Raw genomic sequence first — 25,677 nt, 5'->3', positions numbered from 1 at the left:
CCCCAAGCACGACAGAGAATGATAGCGAACAAGGGCGGCACCCAAGGCGATGCTGTGTGTTCGCGTCGCGAAAAGGAGAGCGCAGGATGACAAATCCTTCAACTGAGGTTCGAACTGAAATGCGATGCGAGGACCTCGATCCAACGCTCAGCTCGCGATCGCGACGATCCCAGGCCTGTCATCGTGATGATCGGTCTGCCATTGGCCGAGTTCGCGATTGATGAGAGGAGAGCGTATCGCTCCTTCAGCCGGATAATCCCTCCCCCCATGAGAACGGTCGTCGGCCAATACTGTTTGCGCTATGAGCGTCCTATTGAGCGGAAGATCAGCGTACAATGTCGCAGTTGATTCTGCGGCAGCATCTCACGATGCGCAGGTGATGACCTTCCGGGGAACGAGTTGTCGGATGCCCACATCGCACGGTTTGTGGGAGCTGACGGCACCGGCGCCGCCGTGTGCGGGTCTTCTTGGGACGATCCGCAAGTCGATGTCGTTGTGATCGATCGTGGATGGAATATTCTGTAGCTATTCACCTTGCTGAATTGCAAGCGCAACGTTGGTCGGGTCAAGGCGGGCATGTGGGGCAGGCCCGTTACGCTCTCTTGTACTCTCGAAACTTCCATTGGAGAGCGGCTCGTTGAATTACTGAACACGGCAAGGGCTTTTGGATCAATCGAGAGGCACGAGATCAACCGCGAGGCCGAATCGTTCGTCATCCTGCCGGAAAAGCATCTACCACCTCCAGTCGCACCAGTTGAACATAGGCGATCCTCGGGGCTCTCTTACGGGCGGGCCCCGGCTCGTGCATTTCGCCGAAGCGCGCTCTGATCCGCCTTCTGGCACTAGTCCAGCTGGTGCGGCGAGCTTCCATTGGTATGGCCATTCCTCACAGCGCGCGGGCAGGGGCCCTACAGCATTCCGGCTCCGGTTTGGCAAATTCACACGTCCTGCAAAGTAGAAAGCCATCCGTACCGTTCATGCGGTCGGCGATTTCGCTAAAGATCCGGCCTTCGAACAGATCTTCGTACTCGTCGCGCAAAAGATTCCCAATGACATGACGCCGCTCAAAATCCATGCAGCACAAAGTAACATCGCCGTTTGGAAGAAGGACATTCCGATGTTGCTGTTTCCCATTGCATGTCAGAGTGCCGGCGATCGGCTGCCGCGGGGTGATCATTTTCGGATCTATATGTCCTCGCCTGCTACTCAGCGGCCGCAAGCGTTGCAGCTTTTTGGCGGGGATTACATCGGCTAGATCAGGATGGATTTTACCCAGGATCACAAATTGAATCGAGGGAATGTTTGCCTCAATCAGTCGGCGCATGACATTGATGTAGTTTTTTCCGACGAGGCGGCTGTTCATATAAGTGCCATCGTCGGGAACGTGCACGACGAAAGTCTTGAATCGGAGCATTTGCAGGCGTCGAACGTCAGTCCTGTTCATTCCAACAAGGGTCGTGAAGATCCGGACGTCGTGGCCGCGTGCGTAAGCATGCTCAACCATCGTGCTGCAATGCGGATGCAACCAGGGTTCCGAATATCCGGAAAAACTAATGCCAGTAGCTGTCGGTACGCGTGAGAGACATTGCTTGAAATCCTGAACACCCAGATGCTTGGCTTGGGATACGGGCCTTTGGCGATCTGCAAACTTGTCCTGGGAGCAATAAGAACATCTGACGATGCAGCCGGTGGTCGTGGTTATCTCCAATACCCGATGGCCGGGCTCAACCACACGCAACTCTTGTAAGACCCTAGGGTATGCCGTCATGTATCTGGTCCTTTCAGGTGCCGGAGCAGGCAATTGCCGCAGATCGAGCGCAGCTAACGCAGCGTCGCGCCTTGCCTGAAACGATCGCAACCGGAGTTTGGACGTTGGGCCAGATGCCTTGAATGAAGCCCGTGCCTTGCCACGCTGGTTTCGACAACAGGGTACAGGAGGACCCGTCCGGCGCTCCTCTCTCTGGGCGTCGATTGCCGCCTACCACCATGTCTGCGCCTAGCATCCTCCTTTCCTCCAGAAACACGTCAGCTCGACAGCTCTTAATGTTGTCGAGGAGAGCCGCAAATCGGGCTCCGGGAGGTGCTCGATCCTGAGGACCACATCATCTCCGTGTCGCCGGACCGGGCAGTCAATCGCCGACATGGGACCGCCCAGAGGCGACATACGTTGTTCCGATCGGGTCCGAAATGCCAAGCTTGTTTGCCAAACAGTCGTGGCTTGCGCCGAATCCTGCAACATGACGTCGGGTACGATTCAAGCGCGTCGGGCGTGATCCAGCACGGCCCTGGAGGCTTTCGCGTGCTGCGAAGAGTGCTCTGGGTCGCGATGAGAGGCGCGACGATCCGGAAATCCTGATGGACGCGGCCGAGTAGGACCAACCTGACTTCTTTGGGCACCGAACAGTAGGCGAAGCCTTTATCGGCAGATCGCGAGAATGGGCCAGACAATTGGTCCGCTACAAACATGCACCGGGCACGTGCCGAATTGATCAGAAGGGCGGCGACCTAGATGCGCCGCGACCAAATCGATCTGCTATGCGCGCCGAACAGCAGCTATACTGGCTAGAAAGATATTGACCAGGCGATCTCGGTGGGACGGACCTGCTCCTTCATTGTGAGACAAGGCTTGCGCCGACGGTAAATTCACGAAGGGAGCCGGTTTCGTCGCGCTTACAGCGGCTTAGCCGCTGCGAGCTCGATGAGCTTTCGTGTTCTTCAGGGCCCTCAGCCGTTCGAGCAGCGAGATCGCGCGGGGAGCGTCGTGCGTCGAGGAGCTGACTGCGTCGGCTACGTCCATGATAGCTTTCCAGCGCCTTAGACACGATTTCATCTGGATCGTTGACGCTGATAGCTTCGAAGATCTTGAGCTGAAGATCCGCTCATACTCATCGGAACGGAAAAAACGGTCTCAGAGCCTTTGGTAGGGTCTACGTTCCAGATCAGCATAGACTGATGAATGGTCGGCCGGATTTCTGGATTGATTTGCCTGAATAGCGTGTATGGATAGCGGAACATACCGGTGCTCGGCGCCGGCCGCTCCATTCATTGACTTCGCGGTGTCCTCTTCTGAAGCTTCATGTACCCCAAACGAGACTTGACGAATCTCGGCATGTGACGCCTAGATGTAGATCTGTCATGGTTCTTCCATCCTTTATCTTGTAGGACAGGAAGCTAAGAGGGAACCTGGTGCGCCGAACGGCTACTCCGGGGCTGCCCCCGCAACTGTAAGCGGTGAGCGGTTGTCATCATGGGCCACTGGCGCAGAAACGCGCCGGGAAGGTCGACAGCCGCAGCGACCCGCGAGCCAGGAGACCTGCCGCGACAGAACAAACGTCCTCGGGCGGGGTGCCCCGGTGGAGCGCTTGCACTGAGGGACGTTTGTCTCCCTGCAAGTCGTCCGCGGCCCCGGCTCCAAACATCGCGGGGTTGCCGATGTCGCCGTCTTTTGATTTCGATCAGCAGGGTCATCTCGTTACACCATCCAGTGTGCGGGCAGCGCAAGCACAGGCAGAGCTTGCCCCGCTTCAGCGGTCTGTTGCGCAGCCTCCATCGCTGGCCCCGCTGCCGCGTCCCCTCGCGCCAGCTCCAAAGCCGTCTGACCTTGCCCTTGATCGATCGCGCGACAGCCTCCTGACATCGTTCGGCAAGCTGACATTGACCGACCGTTATCTGCTCGCGGGCGAAGGCGTCCAGGACATGTTTGCGCGGGTATCGTGCGCGTTTGCGGACGATGTTGCACATGCTCAGCGTCTATATGATGCAATGTCCCGACTGTGGTTCATGCCGGCGACGCCGGTGCTCTCGAATGGCGGCAGCTTGCGTGGTCTACCCATTTCATGCTTCCTCAATTCGGTCTCGGATTCGCTCGAAGGTATTGTCGGCGTCTGGAACGAGAACGTCTGGCTTGCCTCCAACGGCGGCGGCATCGGTACCTACTGGGGGAATGTTCGCTCGATCGGCGAGAAGGTGAAGGGCGGTGTCACCTCGGGCATCATCCCGTTTATCCACGTCATGGACGGCCTGACGCTGGCGATCAGTCAAGGCTCGTTGCGGCGCGGCTCGGCGGCAGTCTATCTCGATGTCCAACATCCCGAGATAGAGGAGTTCCTTGAGATCCGGAAGGCGTCCGGCGACTTCAATCGTAAGAGCCTCAACCTGCATCACGGCATCAACGTTACTGACGAATTTATGCATGCCGTGCGAGCCGGGACAGCGTTCGCGCTTCGCAGTCCAAAGACCAGCGAAATGGTTCGCGAGATCGACGCTCGCCAGCTGTGGCAACGTATCCTCGAGAACCGCCTGCAGACCGGCGAGCCTTATCTCTTGTTCATCGACACCGTGAACCGCGCCCTTCCCAAGCACCAGCGCGACCTCGGCCTCAAGGTCTCGACCTCCAATTTGTGCAGCGAAATTACCCTGCCGACCGGCATCGATCATCGCGACGAGGAGCGCACCGCGGTGTGCTGTCTCTCATCGCTCAATCTCGAGACATGGGACCGGTGGAGCGAGGAGCCGGGCTTCATCGAAGACATCATGCGTTTCCTTGACAACGTGCTCACCCACTTCATCACGGTGGCGCCGGAGGGCATGAGGCGTGCCCGCTATGCTGCCCTACGCGAGCGCTCCGTCGGCCTAGGCGTCATGGGCTTCCACTCGTTCCTTCAGGCCAAGGGCATTTCCGATGGAGAGCGTCCTGGCCAAGTCGTTCAATCTGAACATGTTCCGGAAAATCCGGCGGGATGCCGACGCGGCGTCGGTAATTCTCGCTCGCGAGCGCGGCCCTTGCCCGGATGCGCTGGAACGCGGCGTGATGGCGCGCTTTAGCCATAAGATCGCAATCGCGCCGACCGCCTCGATCAGCATTATCTGCGGCGGCACGAGCGCTTGTATCGAGCCAGTCCCGGCCAACATTTACACCCATAAGACATTATCTGGCGCCATCTCGGTGCGCAATCCGCATCTCGCCAGGGTGCTCACGGCCAAGCGCGCCAACACCCCGGCGATATGGCAGTCGATCATAGCGCACGAGGGATCGGTCGCTCATCTCGACATCCTCTCGGAGCACGAGAAAGCGATCTTTCGCACCGCTTTCGAGATTGACCAGCGCTGGATCATCGAGCTCGCCGCCGACCGCGCGCCGTTCATCTGCCAGAGCCAATCGATCAACCTCTATCTGGCGGCCGACGTCGATAAGTGGGATCTCCATATGCTGCATTGGACGGCATGGGAGCGCGGATTGAAAAGCCTCTATTACTGCCGTTCGAAGTCGATCTCGCGCGCAGCGTTCGCCGGCAAAATCAGCGGCCGTGACGAGGCGGAGCGACCGCAGCCGCAGCGCACCGACTATGAGGAGTGCCTTGCATGTCAGTGATTGACCTCTCGGCTGTCGATCCGCGCACGTTGATCGGCAAGGGACGGGTCGGCCTCCTGGACTCGACCGGAAGCTATGACGTTGATCGCTATGGCTGGGCTTACGAGTTCTGGAAACGCCAGCAGCAGACTCATTGGATGGGCGAGGAGGTTCCGCTCGGCTCCGACCTCAAGGATTGGGCGTCGGATCGTGTCACTGCCAACGAGCGCGCGCTGCTCACCCAGATATTCCGCTTCTTCACTCAATCGGACATCGAGGTCGGTGACAATTATCTCAAGCGCTACGTTCCGATTTTCCAGCCGCTCACCGTGCAGATGATGATGGCTGCCTTCACCAATATGGAGACCGTCCATATTGACGCCTATGCGCTGTTGCTCAAGACGCTTGGCATGCCCAAGGCCGAGTTCGAGGCATTCCGCGGCTATGCGCAGATGCGCGCCAAGGCTGACTACATGCACGAATTCGGCGTCCATACTGTGGCCGACGTCGCTCGCACCCTGGCCATGTTCGGCGCCTTCACTGAAGGCATGGCTTTGTTCGCGAGCTTTGCCATGCTGCTTAACTTTCCGCGGCACAACAAGATGAACGGCATGGGACAAATCGTAAGCTGGTCGGTGCGCGACGAGAGTCTCCACTGCGAGGGCATCATCAAGCTATTTCACGAATGGCACCGCGAAACTGGCGCGGTGACGCGCTCCGTTCGCGACGACATCATCGACGTCGCCAGGACCATGGTGAAGCTGGAGGAAAACTTCGTTGACCTCGCCTTTGGTCTCGGCGAGATCGACGGCATGCGCCCTGAGCAGATCCATGCCTATGTCCGCTATGTCGCCGATTGGCGGCTGACCCAGCTCGGGATTGCCCCGGTCTTCGATTTTTTTGAGGCTGGTCAGAGCGGGTTTATCCAGCTCAAGCCGCATCCATTGCCCTGGCTGGTCGAGATCCTCAATGGGGTCGAGCACGCCAACTTCTTCGAGCAGCGCGCTACGGAGTACTCCAAGGCAGCCAGCCGCGGCAGCTGGGACGGCGAAGAGGGAGTATGGGCTACTTTCGGCCGTATCTAGCACGAACGCAACAACGCTTTTGCGCTTCGATTCTGGTGCACCTAGGACTTTTCGCGAAAGTCCGCTGGAGACCGCGCAGGAAGGCCACATCGCGTGACATCGATCTGGTCCGCTCGAAATGGTTATCGCAGACCCGTGACAGCAAAGCCGCTGGATCTGGCGCCATTCACCATCAGTCGCTCAGGTCCTTATGCTTGTGGAGGATCGGCCGTCCTGGCGTCGACAGAGCAGGCAGTCGATAGTGAACCTGCGCACTCGGCGGGCGCTCAAACGCGTATGTATTGCGAGTTTGACAAGCTTAGCCTCGCGGCATGCGGGTGGCGGAGCTGCGTTCTGAGCTTGCGCCCCTTTACAGCGCAGCCCTGGCGCCGAACCATGGGATGATGGCTCTCGGCCAGCCACAGCAGATCGATATGGAAAGTCAATGCGGTTGTGACTGCCGGAATTGGTAGGAGAGGCCGCCTCGCGCTTTGAGATACTCTGTTGGAGCGAGGACATGCTCGCAACCAACACACCAGGGCGGTCGGGGATGGCGAATATGCGGACCCGTATGCTCTCGAATGAGCAAATCTGCGGAGCCTATCATGAAAGCGAGATCGGCACGTAGAGCCGATGGGGCGTCGAGTATCCCGCTGAGCAAGCTGGATGTAAGCGAAGCCAAGCGCTTTCAGGATGACAGCATATGGGGGTACTTCGAGCGGCTGCGAAGGGAGGATCCCGTTCACTACTGCCAAGATAGCCGCTATGGCCCCTATTGGTCCGTCACGAAGTACCGCGATATTGTCGCGGTGGATACAAACCATAAGGCATTCTCATCAGAGCAGGGTGTCACGATCGTCGACGTGCCTGATGAGCACTGGACCCCGAGCTTCATCAAGATGGGCCCTCCAAAACACGCCCGGCAGCGCAACACCGTAAGTCCGATAGTTGCACCGGACAACCTGGTGAAGCTTGAAAGTCTGATCCGCTCGAGGGTCAGGGTGATTCTGAACGGCTTGCCGCGCAATGATCCGTTCAATTGGGTGAATATGGTCTCGATCGAGCTGACGACGCAGATGCTCGCCACGCTTTTCGACTTTCCCTTCGAAGACCGTCGGCTCCTGACCTATTGGTCAGATGTAGCTGTCACACCTCCGAGAGCCGGCCAATCCATCGACAGCTGGGAAAAGCGAAGGACAATCCTGTCCGGATGTCTTGAGTATTTCACACGACTTTGGAACGAGCGCATTAATGCCGAGCCGCGCCTGGACCTGATTTCCTTGATGGCACATTCGCCCGACACGCGCCATATGGAGCCGGATGAGTTTCTCGGCAATCTAATCCTGCTGATCGTCGGAGGCAACGACACCACCCGCAACTCGATGACCGGCGGCGTCCTGTTCATGAATCAGTACCCCGGCGAGCTGCGAAAGCTGCGCGACAATCCGCGGCTGGTGTCGGGCGCCGTGTCCGAGATTATTCGATACCAGACACCGATCGCCCATATGCGCCGCACCGCAGCGGCAGATTGCATTCTGGGTGGAAAGCAGATCAGCAAGGGCGACAAGGTCGTTATGTGGTACATCTCTGGCAACCGGGATGAAGAAGTCATCGAGAATGGCGATAGCTTTGTGATCGACCGCAAGAATGTGCGGCAGCATCTGTCGTTCGGATTTGGTATCCATCGGTGCGTTGGTCGGCATCTTGCGCAATTGCAGTTGAATATCCTCTGGGAGGAAATATTGCGTGCAGGGCTGGACGTCAGGGTTGTCGGCGAGCCCGAGCGAATCGCGTCAAACTTCGTTCACGGCTATTCCGCGCTGCCCGTGCAGATTGCAGCCTAGTCCCTGATCGCGTCGGTGGCAGACGGCACGCGGTGCGGTTGGGTTTGTCTTGAGCCGCTTTCGTTGCCGCAGGTAGCGAAGGCGGTTTGATCGGCGCCAAACAATCGCTGCATGTCGGGATCCGGTCGGCAACCGGGCAGGCGTTGTGGAGCTCGTGTAAGGAGCGGCAGGTGTAGCGGGCCGGGGCGGCCTTGCCGGCGAATGACAAGCGAAAAGGGCAACGCCAACGGCGCCTCAAAGCCCCATCTTCGGGCCGCCTTGGATAGCTGCAACCGTAAAGGTCGATGAGCTTGATATTGAAGATTGTAGCGGTGGCAGCGATTTTCCTTGGAGAAGCGATTTCGATCATCGCCGAGTTGATTGCATCAAGGCGGTTTGGAAGGGCCGGCGGGGATGTGACAATGCTCCTGCCGATGTTTCTGCTGATATCTTTCGGTGGCATCCTCCTCGTTTTCGGATACGCGCTGGGCTACATGCATCTGAAGAATATCTGGATCATTGTCGCAATATCAGTGGGAGCTATTCTGGTGGTGGAACCGATACTCACCCTTCTCCTCTTTGGAGACGTTCCGACAACCGGTTCGCTGATCGGGCTAATGCTCGGTGCGCTTGGTACGCTCGCTGCCGTATTTCTATGAGGATGATCTGACTGAGCCTGGATGGTTCCGGCTTCGGCGAGATGTAGTTTGAAAAGGACCTGCGCAACGTCGGGTCTGCTCGCTTCGGACGGGACAAAATCTTGTTGCTGATCGGCTTTCTAAGTTCCATCAGGACATGCTCGAACTTGGTGCGTGGCCGCTGGCTTCGTAAACTCGTCGCTCGAAGTTTCCTTGCCGGATCGTGAGACGCGTGCGGCGGCCGTAGGTCTTGATCGATCTACGCTGGCCAATTTCTGCCCGAGCACAATTCGCTGTTCAGGAGCGAGCGTTGCCTGGTGCTCTCCAGCATTTGGATGGCTTCGTCCAGTTGGTGTGAACACACCACTGGCCTCGAGGCAAGATGACCACGGATCGCCTCGCGGCCGGTATTGCCGCATTCGACAAAGCAGATCACGACCAGGACAGGTCAGTCCGCGGTCATGTGCTTCAGCTGATTATCCCGCAACTCACGCGGTTATCCCCGCAGCAACACAGGAGCTGCGAGGGAAATGGAACCGCAGGCGACATAAGCTTTCTTGGGCATCCCCGGAGAACGCTCTTGGTCAGCTACTCGTCAGCCAAGCGGTCTATCCAGACAGGCTGCACATCGTCGACTTAATCGGAGATAAAGAGATGACGGGCATTGGCCGATCCGGGAATTCGCACGTTGGGGCGGCAGGAGCTGACAGTGCTGAGGAACTCGTTGTCGTCCCTGGGGAACGCAGTCAATCCTTCGACGCCGTCGTGGAGCGGATGCGCTCGGGGCCTCACGAGCGAGCCCTGTCGCTCGCGAGGCAGCCAGCGGATTCAGATGTGGTGGCGCCAACGCGAGACGAGATCAGAGCAGCAAGGCGAAGATTGGAGGGCCTCCTTGAGGAGCTTGAAACTTGTCGTCGAGCGGCCATGCAGACCCGGGACTTGCCCGAGGCGCAAGAGCTGATCGACCAAGTCGTCAGGGCAGGCTCCGCAGCTCTGGACTACTACGCCGATCTGCCCCCAAATTTGGCGCGTCGCATTCTGCCCGACGATCGGGCCCGCCTTCTCCGCGATGACGTGCTTGACGCAGCCACCCAATGTAACACCGTGGCTAGGCAGATTGTTGACCAAGTGGAGAAGAAGAGAAGAGAAGCGCTAAGATGCCTCGAGAGGTTGAAAGGCATCGCTACGCCCCACCAGCTGAGCCGCTCGGTTGCAAGCGTGGCGGAACATTATGCGGCCCACATGGAGTGGTGGGGAAAGAAGACACTGCGCTTGGAGCGGATGCAATCCGTCTGCGCGGCTACTGCGGGCTTGCCAAGCGCTACGCCCGCGATGCGCAAGGCCGAAGAGGCCGCACTAAGGCTGCATACCGGCCATGCGCTCAATACGAAGTGCATGTATCTGCAAACCCGGATAGCTCTCGCGGAGCTCTTGATTGACTCGCAAGCGAGCACGTTGGGACCAGACGCGCACGAAGCCCTCATGGACGAGAACGGGCAGGTGCGTCTGCTCGGGACCTTCATCGAAGATGTTTTTCCAGCATTCGTCTCGACCGGCAATGCCGTTCTGAACAGCAACGGGGCACCGCTCGACGCCGAGCATCGCGCCGTTCTGGAAGGTGTCATGGAGCGGCTTTCGGAATTCGCTTCAGGAGTGAGTTCCATGGTTGCCACGCTGAGGGAAGGCGGATCAGGAGCTGACCTTCCGTTGCAGTTGCTGGACCAGATCGTGGAAGGTGCGTGGCTTACGGCGAACGAAGTCATGCGGTTGCTGGCAGTGCAGCCAAAGTTGGCGGCCACAATTGAACCGCCGGCTCGGCCTGCGCTGCCGGAAAATACCGCCATGGTGGGCGAAAGCAGTGCAGCGCGCAGAAAGGGCAAAGGAAGGCGCGCAGCGGCCGCAGGCGAGGGGAGTTCGACGGCCCGCCCACCCGAGCCGCAACTCGCCAGGCCCGATGCGGCCACGGCCCCGACCGGCAAGGTTATCGTGCTCTCGGACCTCGGTACCAAAAAACTCGTGACCGCGGAGGAGGCACGCGCGAGCGCCTCAACCTCTGCTACCAAGCACCTCCAGATGTGGCAAGATCCGCCCTCCAGGAAAGCGCTGGCGGGATTACTCGAGCGACTGGACGAGCTGGTGCAATTCGATCTGCCGGCTCAACAAAGTGCCGTCTCGCAAGCGCGCCAGATGAAGCCCGAGGACGCCGACCACGTCTTGGATCTCGTCAGTAAGCGCTTGCAGACACAGGATGCCGAGACTGAGGCCTGTATAGCCGCTATAGCCGCGCTGGAGGAGCCTCGCCTGAGCCTGCTCACGCCGGCGCAAGTGCCCGAAGTGCACAAAAAAATATCTCGGCTTAAGGCGATGCAGTCCGAGGTGCAGGGGCAGGCGAAATCATTGAACGTGCGAAGAGCGGCAATCACGAGCGATTGCATGAAGACCTATGCGTTTCCGTCGCAAAGGTACCTTGAACAATTGCGGGCGGCGGGGGAATTGGCGCCAGTCGATCCACCGCGCGCCTTGCAGGGAGAGCCAGGGAAGCTGTTCGAGGTCAAGCTGCAGCCCAAGGCGCTGAGCAGTGGTGCGAGGCCAAGCCCGATGTGGGTGCACATCCATACCGAGCGGCCGGTACATGCCTGGCAATTGCCAATGCTGGGGGACCGTGACTTCGCCGCTTGCCACGTGAAGTCCGATGAACAGCGCGGCTATAATCGGCACTGGCAGAACGCTCGAGCCGCCGAGGGGCACAACAACGTCGTGATCCACCGCGGCAAGATCACACCTGCGTTTTGCAAGTCCTTGTTGAGCACCGTAGCTGGCGGCCAGGCGTTGCACCACCTTCCCGATGCTGGGCACGTGTCAGCGCAGATGGGGCGACTGGGAATCTAGTGAGCTCTTGTCTTGCGGCAGCATGCCGTTCGATGGCTGCTTTCATGCCTCCAGGTCGGCTCGGCGGATTACCTGAGCCGCACCGGGCTCCGCAGGCTCCATCTCCCAAAGGATGGAGCGCGGAGGAAGAGAACACGCACCAAATCCACGAGAGGCTCGTCGGCCGGAGAGCCGGATCATTTTCGATCACGGGCAAGTAAGCTCTCTATGAGGCCATTGGTGACGCCGAAAATCGGCGCGTGGGCACGAAGCCAGCCGCTGAGCGCGGCAGCCGGAGAAACATGTGCGTGATCCCGATGACGATACGGTCGGATGTCGTCGCGCTCGTCGCGAAAGGCCTGCATGTGCGCCGCCAACTGACAAGTAAACCTCACGAGGGATTGCTTCGGATGGTTGGCATGCCAATAGAAAACTATGCGCTCTGGTTTGACGAATCGACTTCGCAATGCACAATGAGTCTGCCTATCCGTTTGCTTCTCTTGGATAAGGCGACGAAAGCCCCAGCATGACGGCCTCCAGGCCCCCCAGAAGGTGCTGGGGCTTTTCGCTCTTCCGAGTGTCCCAGCCGGTGAGGGCGGAGCTGCTTCTCTGCAAACACTGATCCTGTGACGGTCACGACCGCGTCGGCGTGGCGGGAAGCTCGTCGTGCTCTGCTGGCATTGCTGTCAGACTCGAGCGTGGTGCTTTGGCGATTATAATGGAGCATATTGGGCGATCGGCGAGCGAAATGCCTCGCTTCCCTCCGACGACAAGTGAGACGAATTGAAGACGATACAGATCTCGGCGGACTCTTTGATGGTCGACATACGCTACCCGACCAGCTCCCCCGCTGGCCACTCCGATCAGGCATTATAGATTCCGCGAACGCTGCTTCCGATTTTTCCGAGCAGCGCAACAAGAGATGTCGCGCTTTCTCGCACCCTCTAGCCTTAGCCTCTCGTCTCTGACTTTCTGTATGGATTCGATTCGCTAGCGGTCCGATAGTCATCCAGATTCCCGCCCAGAAACAGTACCTCGCGCTCCTCGGTTGGGGTATCGCTCACCCATGCAAGATTGGGTTCATCATTCTCAGTCCCGTCCTCAAGGATACTGACGATCTCTTCGGCCGTCCAGGTGGTGACCCGTGGCACCGTGTAGGTGTGCAACTCGTTCGCTCTTTCCGCAATTGCTTTGGCGCCATACTCGTTGTCATCGTCCGGCGACAGGAGCAGTTGCGAGGCCTCCTCGGACAGCGATACAAAAGGCGAAGAATAGGTGTCCCCTCTCATGTGCGCTGCCGCTGCGCGACCCAGATCAAGTTGTTGGCCACCCCAAATATTCCAGGGGGCGGCGTCGTAACGCAAGGCCGCCATGGAACGCAAATGGTCCATCGCGCTTTGACGGTCCAGTACATGTGGCTTGCAATGGCTGGCGTGATTCTGAAAGCGCTGCAGCTCAGCGTACGACGATGCCACCACCTCGTCGTAAACGCGGCCACTATCGATGCCGCCGGCTGATGGCCCAGTTGCTTTTGACCATCGTGCCGATTTTTGCGCAGCGAGTTCGATTTCTCTTCTGAGTTCCGCAACCGTTGCGCAGGTCAGCGTCGCGGCAAGCTGAGCGCGCGTCCTCATAAAGGATGCAGCTGCGCACCGTTCGTCCCCCTGAATAGCCTGCGCTCTCAAATTGCCTTCCGTGTCAGTCCGGGACGATCTGGCCCCGGGCGCATCTGATGTTTGGAGGCTCGGTTGAGGCTCTCCAAGCCGCTGCTCAAAGTCTGCTTGCCCGGTTTCTTCCTGTTGCTGCTCGACGCAATTCGTAAAAGCCGCAGACGGGCCGATATTGTCAAACGGGTTCATTCCATTTTCCCTTTGGTAGCCTTGTCGCTATCAATCGGACAAGTTGATCCGATTTGAGCGAGCCGCGAGGGTCGGAAACCGAGACATGCACAAACGGCTATAAAATGGAGCGGATCTGGTCCTCGACGGGGCGGTATGTTGAGGGGATCCCGCTCCTTCTTCCGTTCCAGATTTTGAGCCCATCAAGCCCAGCCTTGTCCGGATATAGACGGTCTCATGCTAGAGGGTTTAGCTGTCGATCAGCTGACGAGTTTCATCGCTTGAAGAAAGTGAAGCACTTGCGACTGTGCTGGCCGTCCATTGTTCATCGCGGAGCTGATTTTGGCGACATGGCGCCATCGTCGCTAAATCCGGCAGTGCGAAAGTCTGGCAGACGCAGCCCGGCGGAGGCGCAACGATCCTGAGCTTGAGGTGCGTAAGGAAGGCTGCCGAGCCAGGCTTGCATCGATCGTGAATCGATGCCCGAAAGTGCCACTCGAGACGCTGGCTCTGGTCGGAATAGCCGATCTTGTCACAGCCATCGGGCTCGTGACCGGTTGGCGTTGCGTGGAAGCGACAAGCCCAAGCGCAGATGGCGTCTCGCCTCCGAGCGCGGCTTCATGTCCCTGCTGCTCGACCTCGAGGAGGTGCGCTGGTCCGCGGGCCCGATCACGGCGGTCTGAGCGGACTCCAGATCAAGGACAAGCTGTCCACCACGGCCGAGGTCGCCGCCGCCCTCATCAAGCTCGGGAACCTCAAATCGATCACCGTGATCACCCCGATCAACCGCTGTCCGACCGTGGTCGTGCCTGCCCACGAGGTGGAGCGCTTCGCCCGGGAGTATGTCTCCCTGTTCGCGCTCGCCAAGCAGCGAGGACGGCATTTTTTGGCGGTCAAGAAAGAGCTCCTGCACGCCGGCGTGGAGCCCGTGTTCGATCCGAAGAAGATCGGGGCGACGTTCTACCGCAAGTCAGATTTAGAACGGGCTTGATGTCGAATCTATCAGGGAACGCACTTCGGCTCAGGAATCGCGTCCGCGATTTCTTTGACCCGCTGGAGACATGTCGCTGCAAGCTCGCGCCATTTGTCCTCGATAGCGAGTTCATCGAGCTGCTGTCGCAGGAAGTCTTCCGAGATGGCCGACAGTCTCTCCAAAATTCCATGCTTCAGATGAGAAACGTGGCGGAGGTTTTCGTGTAGTTCTTTCGAAAATAACGAGTCGACCACTGCGATGTCGAAAACATCGCGAATTTTGAGCATTGCCCCGCGATAATACAGCTTCTTGATCGCAATCTCGACTGGGTGCTCGACCTTTACCGTATGCGAAGTACCGGGCCGGATGTCACCCATGTCTATGGTTTTCGCCTCGACCGGGAGGTCTGTAATCGAGCCGGAAACAATGAAGTCGATTTCACCCTCAGGATAGATCAGTTTCAGATAGTGGCTTGTTTCGTCATAGGCATCACACGACCAGATATCCTCACCACCGAGACGCGGCGACAATAACGTGAGGAACTGCGGATCGTCGATGAAAGCATCGACGTCTTTGCTGAGGCGGTGCGCGCTATGAATCATCAGAGCGGTACCGCCTCCAAGCACCCAATCAGGAACAGGCTGTCCGTTGGATCGAAAGCGCTCTAAACCGGTAATTGCTCTATCGAGCAACAGTCGCCAGTGGGACAAGATCGCTCTCCAAATCCAGATTTTGCTCGCCCGTTTTGGTCTTCATGACCACGTACGCTTCGGCAAGCTTGGACTTGGAGATACCGTGACCGGCAGCAAAACTCAAAATCAAGTGCGGCGAAACGTCGGTGAAGAACGTCGCGACGTGGACTGGCCACTCGCCAAGCTCCGCCCGCGCAATGCAGTGCTGGAGCGTTGCCGCGCTGATATCCCGCTTGAACGGTGCGTTGACCGTGGCCAAAACAAGCTTGTCGACGGCCGAGACGCCCCCCGCCGTACCAGTCTTGTGCTCCTCGGTTGCTACGTAAGCCATCGACAAAATATAGACTTTCCTCTCGATTAGTCGACCATTGGAGGCCTAGTAGGTTAAAATTTCGCCGTTTTTGGCCCTTTTGGGCCCCTTACATGGTTGGGCAGGTTCCGCCAACTCGCCGGTGCCGACGCCTTTTTTCACCGGATAGGACTGACCCGCCGGCTGTCCGGTTGGGAGGCTAATTCATTCTCCGCCGTCCGCACTGAAACAACAGCCTCGTTCAGCCGATTTGCTGCGTCGACGTGCTCCGGCTGGGCATCTGAGAAAATTTCGGAGGTTACGGACACCACGATGCCATCCCCCATGGACTCGACATTCATGCCCTCCGGAGGATCGAAATCACGTCAGCCTTTCACGTACGACATCCAGCCGCCGGCGGGCAGGTAAGGTCCCATTTGTTGCTCATCACATCGAGCCAGGATGGCTCCATTTCTGCATTTCTGCAATGATAGCGGAAGCAACACCCTGATGACCTCTGCTGGAATTAGCGAACCTTCGACTGGAGCGTCCGTCAAAACGAGTTCGAAACGATTGGAGGCCGCGAGCTTGCCGTCATACGCACCGATTTTGAGGCTGAAACTCGCTGACGTCTCCACGGACGCCGTTCCAGGCGCTCGCATGGAAACCGCGCTCCGGCCACGGCTCTGGCGGGACTGTGCCCCTGAACTGGGCGCCGTCTTTGAGAATGGCTTCGAGTTCGCTCGCCTCCGGCGGCATGGGGCAAAACGCTACCTGAGACGGCCGGTTTGAGGATTTCTTGAACCAGCGTTTGAGTCCTGGATGAAGGTTGGACAGAGCCAGCAGCAATCTCGCAAGATGAGTTGCAGCCTGCAGCGCGGTTTCCGGCCGCTGACGCCATTGACTTCGAATCTGGAAGGAGTGCCTGTCCATCGTCATCTTCTAAAGGGGTGGATCGTACATTGTCCTCGCATACGGGCTGGCCCGAAACTTCCGGGCATAGTATTCGCTCGCAAGCTTTTCCGCAAAATGCCACTCCAATATGCGGGCCGCGAGGGCGGTTTCGGCCTGCCTCTCCGTCCACTCAAGGATGCTGGTCCCGCCTTGGTACCAGCTTTGAACCGCATCGGCGCTGGCAACGATGAATTGCGCGTAGCCAGGCCCTTTGGCCTCAAGCATGGTACCGTCGCTCTGCCGACATCCGTCGAACTTGTCGTTGTTCAGCACCACGGCCGAACCCAGATCAAGGCCGGTAATCTGCTTCTGGTACGCAGCCGCTCGGGCCGACATCGATTCACTGACGGGCGTTGACGGCGGGCAATTGCTCTCATCTTCCCGTTCGTCGACTTCGGCTGCCACTGCTTCGCCGGCCTTGGTCTGCGCCAGACGCGTCCAACGCGATCAGCGGCAATTCCAACGCCTGCAGCACGGAAAGGGTGGGTACGCAGCGGTGGGCGCGCTTTCACGATGCGCGGCCGTATCAATGGCCGCTCGGGGGGCCGACAATTCTGTGGTGGCTGAGCTTGTCTCGAGGTCCTGAATGATCGACGCGCTTTGGGCCGATCATCCACAACTCCCACCGTATCGCCCTCGAAGGCGACAGCATGCGAAGGAAAAAAGCCGCGCGCGCCTTGACCGACGTCGAAAACAGCGAAACGAATACCAACTGACTTCAACAACCAGGCAACCAAAAGCCAGCCCCGCCACGCTGTCCGCGATTTAGCGAAACTGCTGTCCGTCGGTTAGCGAAACCGCTGTCCCGTTTTTGCGAAATACGCACTCAACACAAAACGATCCATCACACCCAAGACTGCCTCCCAAAAAGACGCCTTGAATCTGATTTGCCCTCAAAAGGGAATCCTTAGAGTCCGCACCACCTAGGCATCTGCTTTGCCCGGATCGGTCGTTCAATCCTCGCGATCGTGAATCTTGGCCTCAACGATTTCATTCGGTCGATGAGGTCGTAGGGACTAACTTGCCCGGTGCTGCACCAGACTTGGCACCACAGCGGCGAAAGCCTTGCGGTGTGGCCTGCAGCGCAGCCATAAGAAAAAGGAACTAGTAGAGCGATCTCCGCAATCGGTCGTATCGGCGGTGAAGAAATCGCGTATCCACTAATCGGAAGGGGATGCAGGGGCCGTCGGGAAACCCAGGCGGTCCCAACCATGGCAACGCACAGTGTGCCATGATCAACAAACGCGCGGTGCTTCGATTGCTTCGACAGATGCATCGATAGCTTCGATGGCTGGGCGCGAGCTCGAGCATAAACAGCCTCGCTGACTCCGATTGGCTTAAGGCGAGGTCTTGCCAAGATATCCGAACGTATCCATTCCGTAGATAGACCCAATCAAGAAAATCAATTTTACCACTTGCGGTGCGGTCATATAGACGTGGTGGACGGCTGGGGCCAACCTAGGGAAGCGACTCTAGAATGAAAAAATTCGTGATTGTGACTGCGAGCGCCCTCGCGCTGGGAATGGCGGCGGTGCCGACCTTTGTTGCTGAGGTTGCCGCCCAACCGGTCGCCACCAAGGTGCAGGTAGCCGATACGTCATATCCTCAATGCGCGGATGACCCGTTGGATGGTATCTGCGACTTATTTTTCTGTTTGACCGATCCGTCGTGCGTGCGGCACTAACGACGGAAGACAAACCAAGCATAGAGCGAGGATAGGGGCGCCGACCGCTCGCTGAACAGCGGCCGCGTCCTTCTCCTCTTGCTACAGCCGACTTACTGTTCTTGCCGGTGAATGATGCTAGGTCTACCTCAATCGCCGTGGCTCCCATTGGTCGTTTCTGCTGGTCGATCGCCGCGTTCGAGGACGGCTGGTTGTCTGTCACTATGACTTAGTTTTAAGATATAATGATAGAGCCGCAGCAATGCTCGCTGAACGAGTTGGGGCCAACCTGCAAGACGGGCCCATAAGCAAGCAGAGGAATGAGTATGACTGCGGCGTCTTCGTGGTTGATGGCACCTGGGCACTGGTCAGTCGATTAGCGGCAGGTCCGCAGCCAGACCTGAACCTTAGGAACCTCGTCGTCAATCGGCAGGCACTCCAAAGCCATCTGAGAGGCTGAACGCGGTCTGGTCGAGGGACGCGCCGGCGACTCGACGCTTCCCATATGAGGCTTCGCCTGGTCGAGCTGGCTGGATCTGCCTTGGTGACGCAGTCAGCCGGTCTGTGACCAGCACTGTCGACAGGAAAAAGAATTGCGTTGGAGCATCCCGACAACTCCGAAATCGGTCCGGCAAAGGCAAGGATGCAGGCGGAAGATGTAGGCGGACGTCGCTACTCGGTGTTCCCGATTGAGCGCTCGTGGTGCCTTACTTTCCAATATAGCCGCGAACTTCAGAACGCCCGAATACATTTATCTCGCTGTAAGCCTCCAAGGCGCGCCTGCCGGTAAAGATCAAAACTGACCGAGCACATGTGTGCGTCCCGATCTGTTCAGAGCCCAAACCAACTGCGATTTGATCAATAGCCGTTGCGTTCCGGTCTCTGAAGCTGTTCAAGCCCGCCACGGGGAGCATTTGGGATCGCGCGGAAGGACAGGGTGCTTAACTACGATCAGGCAACGCCCACTGCTGAACTCCACTTTGTCACCAAGGCCGGGACGAGACTTAACCGCGACCAAAATCGCGGAGTTCAAACCTCCTGCCTGATGTTGCCTCGGCGCGCTTCAAGTTGAGCCCTCATAGCGGTCCGTCGAGTTCACGATCGCCAAACAAAATTCGCAAAATTCGCAGCGGCGTTCGGCCACCCCGCCACAAACCATGATCTCTCATGGGAGAAGGCGGACGACAACCTACCAGCCTTGGTGAGTTAATGACCGTGCTGGATCGATTGATTTGAAGCCAAGCAATGGTAAACGGAAAGTCCGGCGAGCCCTCATCGAGCATCTTCATGTGCGCTCGCACGGAAGCATCGTGCGAACAGGGCTATGTCGGCTCTTTCCCAAAGCAAAGCCCATTCATCTATCCGCTAGATATGTCGAACGGCAGCACGTTATCACCGGTTTCCGAAATTTTGCATGCGTACTGGCGCTCCGATCGGTGGCTGCTTCTCGTCGTTGTCGCAGTGGTGCTGGTCTCAAGCGCGACCAGCGTCGCAGCGCCCTACGTATTTTCCTCTCTCATTGACCGTCTCCCGCGCGAGAAAGACATGTCGGTGCTTGCGTGGGGGGTCGCAGGCTATGCGGTCCTACTCGGGGTCGCCTCCGCATTGCAGCGCATGCTGCAGTATCTGTCCTTCATGACAGCCGAGAACCTGGGCTTCATCGCTGCAACGGGTTTCTTTGATCGCATTCTGAGGAAAACCGCGGCTTTTTTTCCTTGAGCACAATCCCGTAGAGATACAGAGTGCGGCCGCGCGCGGGCGCAGCGCCCTGACGGCTTTGGTCCAACTTGGGATCGTCGTCTTCATCCCTGCTGCAACACAACTTCTACTTACGTTCGTTACTCTCGGCGCGCTCCTCAATATCCAGATCGCTGCAATCGTCGTCGTCTATGGGGCAGTCCTGATTACATTGACGTGGAGTTCCACGCGTCGGGCGTACGTGTTCCTGGAACGGGCCAGAGAAGCCGGACAAGACAATGCGCGCTTCGTTGGCAACGTCATGAGCTCAATGGACACCCTGCGCTATTTCGGCAGTCATTCCTGGATGAGCCAGCGCTTTGCGATGACGGCGCGGGAGGTGCGTGATAACTGGCGCGCCTATGTGTTGCAACGCGTTGCCTACATCGCTGTGCTCGGCCCTGCCGTCGCGCTACAATTTGCGGTCACGTTTCTCCTTCTCATACCTGAATACCAGGTCGGGGCGGTCACCATCGGGAATATGGTGCTATTCAACACGCTTCTACTCCAGCTCAATATGCCATTCGAGATGGTTGCGCGTGCCATCTCTGACGCGGCGCGCTCGCGAGCCGACCTCATCCCCCTGGCTAGACTATGGGCCGCACCCGAAGAGCGGCGACCATCTCACGCTCAAGATTTCACGCCCTCCGCTGGCCAGGTCTCTTTCGAGGGCATTGGTTACGCCTACGACAACGGTCGTGGTGTTACGAACGTCTCGTTTGTGGCTGGGCGGGGTGGGATCACCTTCCTTGTCGGTGAATCGGGATCGGGAAAATCGACAATCTTTAAGCTTGTCTTGAAGTCGATTGAACCGGACCGCGGTCGTATTCTGGTAGATGGAACCGATATAGCGTGCATCGAACGCGCGGATTGGTATACCGCAGTTGCTGTCGTACCGCAGGACGTGATGTTGCTCAATGAGTCGCTAGCCGACAACATCCTGCTAGGGCGGCCCCGCAACGAAGTGCGCCTTCGCGCTGCGTCGGAAAAAGCCGCTATTCTCCCCTTGATCGAGGCCTTGCCTGAAGGATTTGAAACAGCCGTTGGAGAACGTGGTTTGAAGCTTTCCGGCGGGGAGCGCCAGCGTATTGCCATTGCCCGCGCGCTTTATGGCGAGCCGGCGATCCTTCTTCTTGACGAGGCCAGCTCCGCGCTCGACGAAGAAACCGAGCAGGACATTATGAACCATATCCGTACGCTAGCCAAAGACGTGACCGTGCTGGCGATCACTCACCGCAAGGGCGTCGTTTCTACAAGCGACGTCGTGGTCGATCTGACCAACTGCGGCTTGTCAGTGACATAGGCGAGGGGAATGATTGGCCGGCGCGTTGACGCCGCACAGAAGGTGCATCGCCGGACGAGATGCAGTCGCCGTTCAAGGAGCTACCCACGTCATAGAGACGATCCTCGGCATCTATGAAGGAATCGGGGCCCTGTGCTCCGATAGACGTGAAGCATTCTAGGTGCCGATTGGCAATCTGCGACGCCAGGCGGCAGGGCGGGCGTAAGTTGGCGATCGCTTTGCGGTCGGAGCAGGCTCCTTCGTCCTGAATCAGGCTGCACCAGACCGGAATTCTATGTGCCGCGATTGATGAGCTCGTCGACAAGGCAGACGTCGACCCACTAACCAATACTTGCGTCCGGACGCCAACATCGGCCACGATGTCTTCGCGGGCATTGGCGAGGCGGCCATGGTCCTGCGCCGTCACCCGGATCGGAGCTGCCGCCCTTGCACGCATGCGCTTGACCACGAGGGTGGGTATGCAGCTCAGGAAAAGCCGTGGACGCGATGTGTTCCGGAGGGCCGGCGGTGCTTCGGGGCGTGCCGAGCGCGTGCCGACGGCGTTTTTTGTCCCGACAAGCAGCCGCCTTACTCGTGGCGTCCGCTTTGCGGATCGCAGGTGTTGTTCAACCATCGCCGGCCGAGATCCTTGAACTGCGGACGGTGCGATGTCGGCCCCACACCCACACGGATTTTCTAACGAAGCTCTGGCAAAACGGGATCGAGTTCTTCCTGCTCAAGCGTCTTGGCTCCATCTTCTGCCAGGTACGCTGCCAGCCGCGCGATACCGGACTCTGGTGAGCATCTGGCGGGTGCGGATTTTTTGGACGGCACTTGTCCCGAGCGCTCGGCAATTTCGACGCTCATCAGGTGGGGGTGGATCGGTCGGCCGATGGCGCGCTCGATGGTGTGGAATATCCAGGTCCCGTCGGGATCGATATCCGACCAATGAAAGATCGGCGTCTGTTCGGATACCGACCCTGCGATCGTCCGCAGCGCCTGCTGGGTGGCCAGCGAGGGGTAACCGCCGACGTATATCGTCGCTCCCAGTCGACGAGGGTCCGCCTCGGCAATGTGCCGGTTGAAGCTTGCGAAGTTTTCGATCGTCAGAATGTACGCCGGCGGCTCCCGAAAACGGACGCGATCTGCTTCCTTGGGAGTGATTCCAAGATAATGTGGAGAAATCCTGGAGAGGTCTGCTCCCTCGAGGTCGATTTTTCCCGCGACCAGCAGCGGTGGCGCGAAGCGCTCCAGTCCGATTGCCCGCAGTGCCTCGCGGGGCCGCGCGCCGGGCGGAAACTCCAGGATGCCGCTCAGGAGCCGCACGACCGCACCCTCGATGCGTTCGAGCGTCTTGCTGTGACCCACTGTCCGTCGCGAGAAGGTCTTGTAGTCGACGTCGAGATGCTTGTTATCCAGGATGGCCTGGGCGAGAACGAAGGCGTCACGCAGCATCTCGACGTCGGACGAAGCGAATCCGTGCCACGTCTTGCCCCGTCCCCAGACCTCGGCGATTTGGGAAGCGCTGTTCTTCAGAGAGTCGCGCAGCGCTGATCCAGCGGCAAGCCTTGCCGCAGCGTCCTGCGCAATCCGCGACGCGGGGGTGCGGTCGAGATATCGGTATAGGATCTCCGCCGAGGCCAGCCGCACGTGTGCGACCTGATCCCGCTTGGCGCCTCGGCCCCAGCCAACGGACACCGCGGCGGTACCTTCGGCTTCTCTGATCTGCTTGAGGAAGGCGTCCGCCGCGACGACCGAGGCGAAGGCGGCATAATCCGGGTGGGCGATCGGGCTTGCGGCGCCGGCCTCGAAGCGATCGAGCAGGTCGTTCAAGAGGCCGTTCGCGTCCGTGAAACGCCGCGCCATGGCTACTCGGCGGCCAGGCGGCTGGCGAGCTCATCTTCGGACATCAGATCCGGATCGATAGCCATCAGCTCGCGCTTGGCCTTCTCTTTCAGTTGCACCACGGTGGCTCTGGACTGCTCGCCAATGCGGTCCACTTCCACGATCGTATCCATGTGCTCGAGCACGGCGACCCGCTTCTCGAACGGCGCTGCGATCACGAACTGGAGCCCGAGATTCTTATAGAAGCTCATCATCTGCCGCTGGTTCTTGCCATCCATTTTCGAGAAGGCCTCGTCGAACATGGCGAGAGCGAAGCCGGCGGGCTTGCCCGTACGACGCTCGGCGCTGCCGTAAACGGCGGCGAGCGAAGCGCCGATGGCGACGTAGATGGGGACCTGCTGTTCGGCGCCCGATCCGGTGCCGCGCCGCTGCTCCCAGCGGGTCGAGCGGCCGGTAGCGACATCCTCCATGTGGATCTCGAAGGTGTAGAAGTTGCGGTAGTCCTCAAACTGGGTGAAGTCCTTGTCGGGATCCTCGAGCAGCGCCTCGAGTGCAAGGATCGTATCCTTGTGCGGGAAATCATCGGGCACATCGCCCCGGAACAACATGTCGAGCGCCTCCGGAGAGGTCTTGGCGATCTCGATGATCTTCAGGATGGGCTGGAATTCCACCACTTGGGTGCGATGGAACGAATATCTCTCGTTGTGGAAGGGATGTGCGTAGAGGCTACGGTTCAACGACTGCAGTTCCCGCTCCATCTTGCCGATCCGGGCCGTGAGCGCGTTGATGAACTCACCGCGGAGCAGCGTCGAGGCCTTTTCTGCCGCTTCTCGGGCCTGCCGTTCGTACTGGCGCAGCTCATTGGATTCGATATCCGAGATGAGCTGCTCCATCCAGGGCTTCACCTCGCGTAGCGGCTCGCTTTCGGCGCCAACTTGCGAGCTCATCCCGAATTGGTCGAAGTAATCGTAGAGGAACTCGCGAACCCGGCGCTCGATCCGGACGCGCTCGACCTCCGAGGCGTCGGCATCTTTAACCGCCTTGTCTGCGATGGCACGGTGTTTCTCGGCAAAACCGCCTTTTGCTGCGGCATCGAGGCGCTCGCGGTAGACGAGCCTGCCTTTCGCGGCGGAGTAGAGCGGGAAGGTCTTGCGGTAGATCGATCGGGCGACCCGGAGGTTGAGCTCGGAGCCCGGCACGTTCTCCCCATCTTTGAGCCTCCTCTCGGCCGATCTGAGTTCGCCGTCATGCTCGCCAAACGCCTTCTGCTGGGTCTTTCTCTCGTCGAGCCTCTTGTCCTTCAGCTTCTGCTGCGCTCGCTTCTTGTCGCGAAGGCCGCCGTCGCCCGCGCCATCGAGTGCATGGAGCCTGGCATGGGCTTCGCCGATCTCGATCTGCGCGGTCGCGAAGGCCGCAGCGAAAGCCTTCAGGTCGTCACGCCCCTCACAGATGTTCTTCAGAGCGGCAAAGGCCTGCTCCGCGGCTTGGGCCTCCTTGCTCTTGTCGGCCAGGAGCCGATCCAGTTCCTCGGCCTGATCTTGCAGGGAGCGCAGGGCGTTCGCCTGGGCCGCCTTTCCGATCTTGTGCTGCGCGGCTTCGATCCAGCGATGGGTCCTGACGAGTCCATCGTCGTAGAGGCCGTCCTTCATGATGGCCCGGCCGGGCCTATTGAACTGATCGAGCGTGTCGGCGAGACGGACCGTGCCGTAGCGGCGCATGATGAACGCCATCGCGTCCGGATCCTGGCTCCGGAAGATGGAGGGGAAACTGCCGCGCTCCGGCTTGGCCCTGAACTGCTCGAGCTTGTTCAGGCTCACGAGGGATGCGTGGCGAAACTCGCGGCGGCCTTCCTTGAACATCGCCGTGGCGGCGCTGATGTCCGCTCTGTCCACGAACACCGCCTCCCGGTCGCGGCCGAGGAGCGCCTCGGCGGCCCCCACCCATTCGGGTTCGGCGACTTCGATGATGTCACAGAGCACGCGCGGGGCCATTCCCTTCTGCCGGAGCCTTCGGCAGAGGAGTTCAGTGTCGTCGCCAAGATAGGCCCGCGCCCCTCCGGAGGCGTGCTGTCGGACCCGTTCCAGCACCTCGTCGCGCCGGCCTCGCAGCCCGGAAAGCTCCGCGATGATCGCCTGACGCGCTTCGTCGATCTTCGGCAGCCATTTCGCACCGCTGGTCGCGAAGGATTTCTCGGCCGCGGAGAGCTCGTCTGAGACGCCCGCTATGTCGGCCCCGACGGCGGCGGTTAGAAGACGCTCCAGCGCAGGGACGAAGTCTTCGAAAGAGTCCGCGCACATCGCCCGGAGCGGATGCAGGCTGCGGATGTTATCCAGGCGTGCCTTGAAGTCGGCCGAGGCGCGGTGCGCCGCCTGCGCGGCCACATCGGCGCTTTGCTGCAGCGACTTTCTTCCGGTCTTGGCATCGTGCTCGGCGATCGCTGCCGTCAGGCGTTCGATCTCCTGATCGATGGCCTTGACGTCCTCCTCGATGAATTCGAGTTCTTTTGCTGCGGCATCTCGGCGCGCCATTTCGGTACGCCGTTTTGTCTTAAAGTCCAGGTTGATCGCCCGCGCCGCGAGCCAGGCCGCGCGTTTGGCGATCCACTCCTCCCTGAACTTGGTCTCGAGCGCCTCTTCGAGTGCGGCGAGAACCTCCCGAAGT

The 25,677-nt window shown here is 59.2% G+C and carries 19 protein-coding genes and 1 riboswitch; of the genes, 10 read left to right on the top strand and 9 right to left on the bottom strand.

All coding sequences use genetic code 11. The annotated features are described in order from the left end of the window. Positions 1-886 precede the first annotated feature (886 nt). Complete coding sequence (locus tag ACVMB0_RS01180) at positions 887-1,768, bottom strand: radical SAM/SPASM domain-containing protein (RefSeq protein ID WP_461345034.1); 882 nt, start codon at positions 1,766-1,768, stop codon at positions 887-889. Positions 1,769-3,119: 1,351 nt separating this feature from the next. Next, a riboswitch (cobalamin riboswitch) is annotated at positions 3,120-3,335 on the top strand. A gap of 97 nt (positions 3,336-3,432) precedes the next feature. On the opposite strand from ACVMB0_RS01180, the gene ACVMB0_RS01175 reads away from it, so the two are divergent. The 6 genes from ACVMB0_RS01175 (at position 3,433) to ACVMB0_RS01150 (ending at position 11,764) form a co-directional block, all read left to right on the top strand. Next, complete coding sequence (locus ACVMB0_RS01175; protein WP_461345033.1) at positions 3,433-4,824, top strand: ribonucleoside-diphosphate reductase subunit alpha; 1,392 nt, start codon at positions 3,433-3,435, stop codon at positions 4,822-4,824. Then, entirely contained in the window at positions 4,718-5,371 is a 654-nt protein-coding gene (locus ACVMB0_RS01170; RefSeq protein ID WP_461345032.1) for a ribonucleoside-diphosphate reductase subunit alpha, read from the top strand. Before ACVMB0_RS01175 ends, ACVMB0_RS01170 begins: the two co-directional genes overlap by 107 nt. Before the next feature lie 29 nt (positions 5,372-5,400). After that, complete coding sequence (locus ACVMB0_RS01165; RefSeq protein ID WP_461345031.1) at positions 5,401-6,435, top strand: ribonucleotide-diphosphate reductase subunit beta; 1,035 nt, start codon at positions 5,401-5,403, stop codon at positions 6,433-6,435. Between the two features lie 584 nt (positions 6,436-7,019). Continuing rightward, positions 7,020-8,258, top strand: coding sequence for a cytochrome P450 (locus ACVMB0_RS01160; RefSeq protein ID WP_461345030.1), 1,239 nt, complete (start codon positions 7,020-7,022; stop codon positions 8,256-8,258). Between the two features lie 284 nt (positions 8,259-8,542). Beyond that, positions 8,543-8,896 carry a hypothetical protein gene (locus ACVMB0_RS01155; protein WP_461345029.1) on the top strand — a complete coding sequence of 118 codons (354 nt, stop codon included), beginning with the start codon at positions 8,543-8,545 and terminating at the stop codon, positions 8,894-8,896. Positions 8,897-9,529: 633 nt separating this feature from the next. Then, positions 9,530-11,764: a hypothetical protein gene (locus ACVMB0_RS01150; RefSeq protein WP_461345028.1), complete on the top strand. Its 2,235-nt coding sequence runs from the start codon at positions 9,530-9,532 to the stop codon at positions 11,762-11,764. A gap of 176 nt (positions 11,765-11,940) precedes the next feature. Here the strand turns inward: ACVMB0_RS01150 and ACVMB0_RS01145 are convergent, their stop codons facing one another. Both ACVMB0_RS01145 and ACVMB0_RS01140 read right to left on the bottom strand, forming a co-directional pair. Beyond that, entirely contained in the window at positions 11,941-12,108 is a 168-nt protein-coding gene (locus tag ACVMB0_RS01145; protein WP_461345027.1) for a hypothetical protein, read from the bottom strand. 585 nt (positions 12,109-12,693) lie between these two features. Next, positions 12,694-13,602, bottom strand: a complete 909-nt coding sequence (locus ACVMB0_RS01140; protein ID WP_461345026.1) for a hypothetical protein — start codon at positions 13,600-13,602, stop codon at positions 12,694-12,696. A gap of 571 nt (positions 13,603-14,173) precedes the next feature. On the opposite strand from ACVMB0_RS01140, the gene ACVMB0_RS01135 reads away from it, so the two are divergent. Then, positions 14,174-14,572, top strand: coding sequence for a hypothetical protein (locus ACVMB0_RS01135; RefSeq protein ID WP_461345025.1), 399 nt, complete (start codon positions 14,174-14,176; stop codon positions 14,570-14,572). 11 nt (positions 14,573-14,583) lie between these two features. On the opposite strand, the gene ACVMB0_RS01130 is transcribed toward ACVMB0_RS01135, so the two are convergent. The 4 genes from ACVMB0_RS01130 to ACVMB0_RS01115 form a co-directional block, all read right to left on the bottom strand. After that, positions 14,584-15,264: a nucleotidyl transferase AbiEii/AbiGii toxin family protein gene (locus tag ACVMB0_RS01130; protein ID WP_461345024.1), complete on the bottom strand. Its 681-nt coding sequence runs from the start codon at positions 15,262-15,264 to the stop codon at positions 14,584-14,586. Then, positions 15,236-15,583 (bottom strand): hypothetical protein, encoded by a 348-nt coding sequence (locus ACVMB0_RS01125; protein WP_461345023.1) that lies wholly within the window; start codon positions 15,581-15,583, stop codon positions 15,236-15,238. The genes ACVMB0_RS01130 and ACVMB0_RS01125 overlap by 29 nt, the downstream gene beginning before the upstream one ends. A gap of 546 nt (positions 15,584-16,129) precedes the next feature. Continuing rightward, positions 16,130-16,468 carry a hypothetical protein gene (locus tag ACVMB0_RS01120; protein WP_461345022.1) on the bottom strand — a complete coding sequence of 113 codons (339 nt, stop codon included), beginning with the start codon at positions 16,466-16,468 and terminating at the stop codon, positions 16,130-16,132. Between the two features lie 9 nt (positions 16,469-16,477). Further along, positions 16,478-16,894: a Tox-REase-5 domain-containing protein gene (locus ACVMB0_RS01115; RefSeq protein ID WP_461345021.1), complete on the bottom strand. Its 417-nt coding sequence runs from the start codon at positions 16,892-16,894 to the stop codon at positions 16,478-16,480. 1,072 nt (positions 16,895-17,966) lie between these two features. Here ACVMB0_RS01115 and ACVMB0_RS01110 point away from each other — a divergent pair. From ACVMB0_RS01110 to ACVMB0_RS01100, 3 genes are all read left to right on the top strand, one after another. Continuing rightward, a complete protein-coding gene (locus ACVMB0_RS01110) occupies positions 17,967-18,173 on the top strand; it encodes a hypothetical protein (protein ID WP_461345020.1) in 207 nt (68 codons plus the stop codon). A gap of 1,224 nt (positions 18,174-19,397) precedes the next feature. Then, complete coding sequence (locus ACVMB0_RS01105; protein WP_461345019.1) at positions 19,398-19,871, top strand: hypothetical protein; 474 nt, start codon at positions 19,398-19,400, stop codon at positions 19,869-19,871. A 58-nt stretch (positions 19,872-19,929) separates the two neighbouring features. Further along, positions 19,930-21,192, top strand: a complete 1,263-nt coding sequence (locus tag ACVMB0_RS01100; protein WP_461345018.1) for an ABC transporter ATP-binding protein — start codon at positions 19,930-19,932, stop codon at positions 21,190-21,192. Between the two features lie 675 nt (positions 21,193-21,867). Here the strand turns inward: ACVMB0_RS01100 and ACVMB0_RS01095 are convergent. Together ACVMB0_RS01095 and ACVMB0_RS01090 are read right to left on the bottom strand one after the other, a co-directional pair. After that, positions 21,868-23,037: a Wadjet anti-phage system protein JetD domain-containing protein gene (locus ACVMB0_RS01095; protein WP_461345017.1), complete on the bottom strand. Its 1,170-nt coding sequence runs from the start codon at positions 23,035-23,037 to the stop codon at positions 21,868-21,870. A gap of 2 nt (positions 23,038-23,039) precedes the next feature. Continuing rightward, positions 23,040-25,544, bottom strand: a complete 2,505-nt coding sequence (locus ACVMB0_RS01090) for an SbcC/MukB-like Walker B domain-containing protein (RefSeq protein ID WP_461345016.1) — start codon at positions 25,542-25,544, stop codon at positions 23,040-23,042. Positions 25,545-25,677: the final 133 nt, after the last annotated feature.

This window comes from Bradyrhizobium sp. USDA 4451, from assembly GCF_054822585.1.
This window is presented reverse-complemented; position numbering and strand designations above follow the sequence as displayed.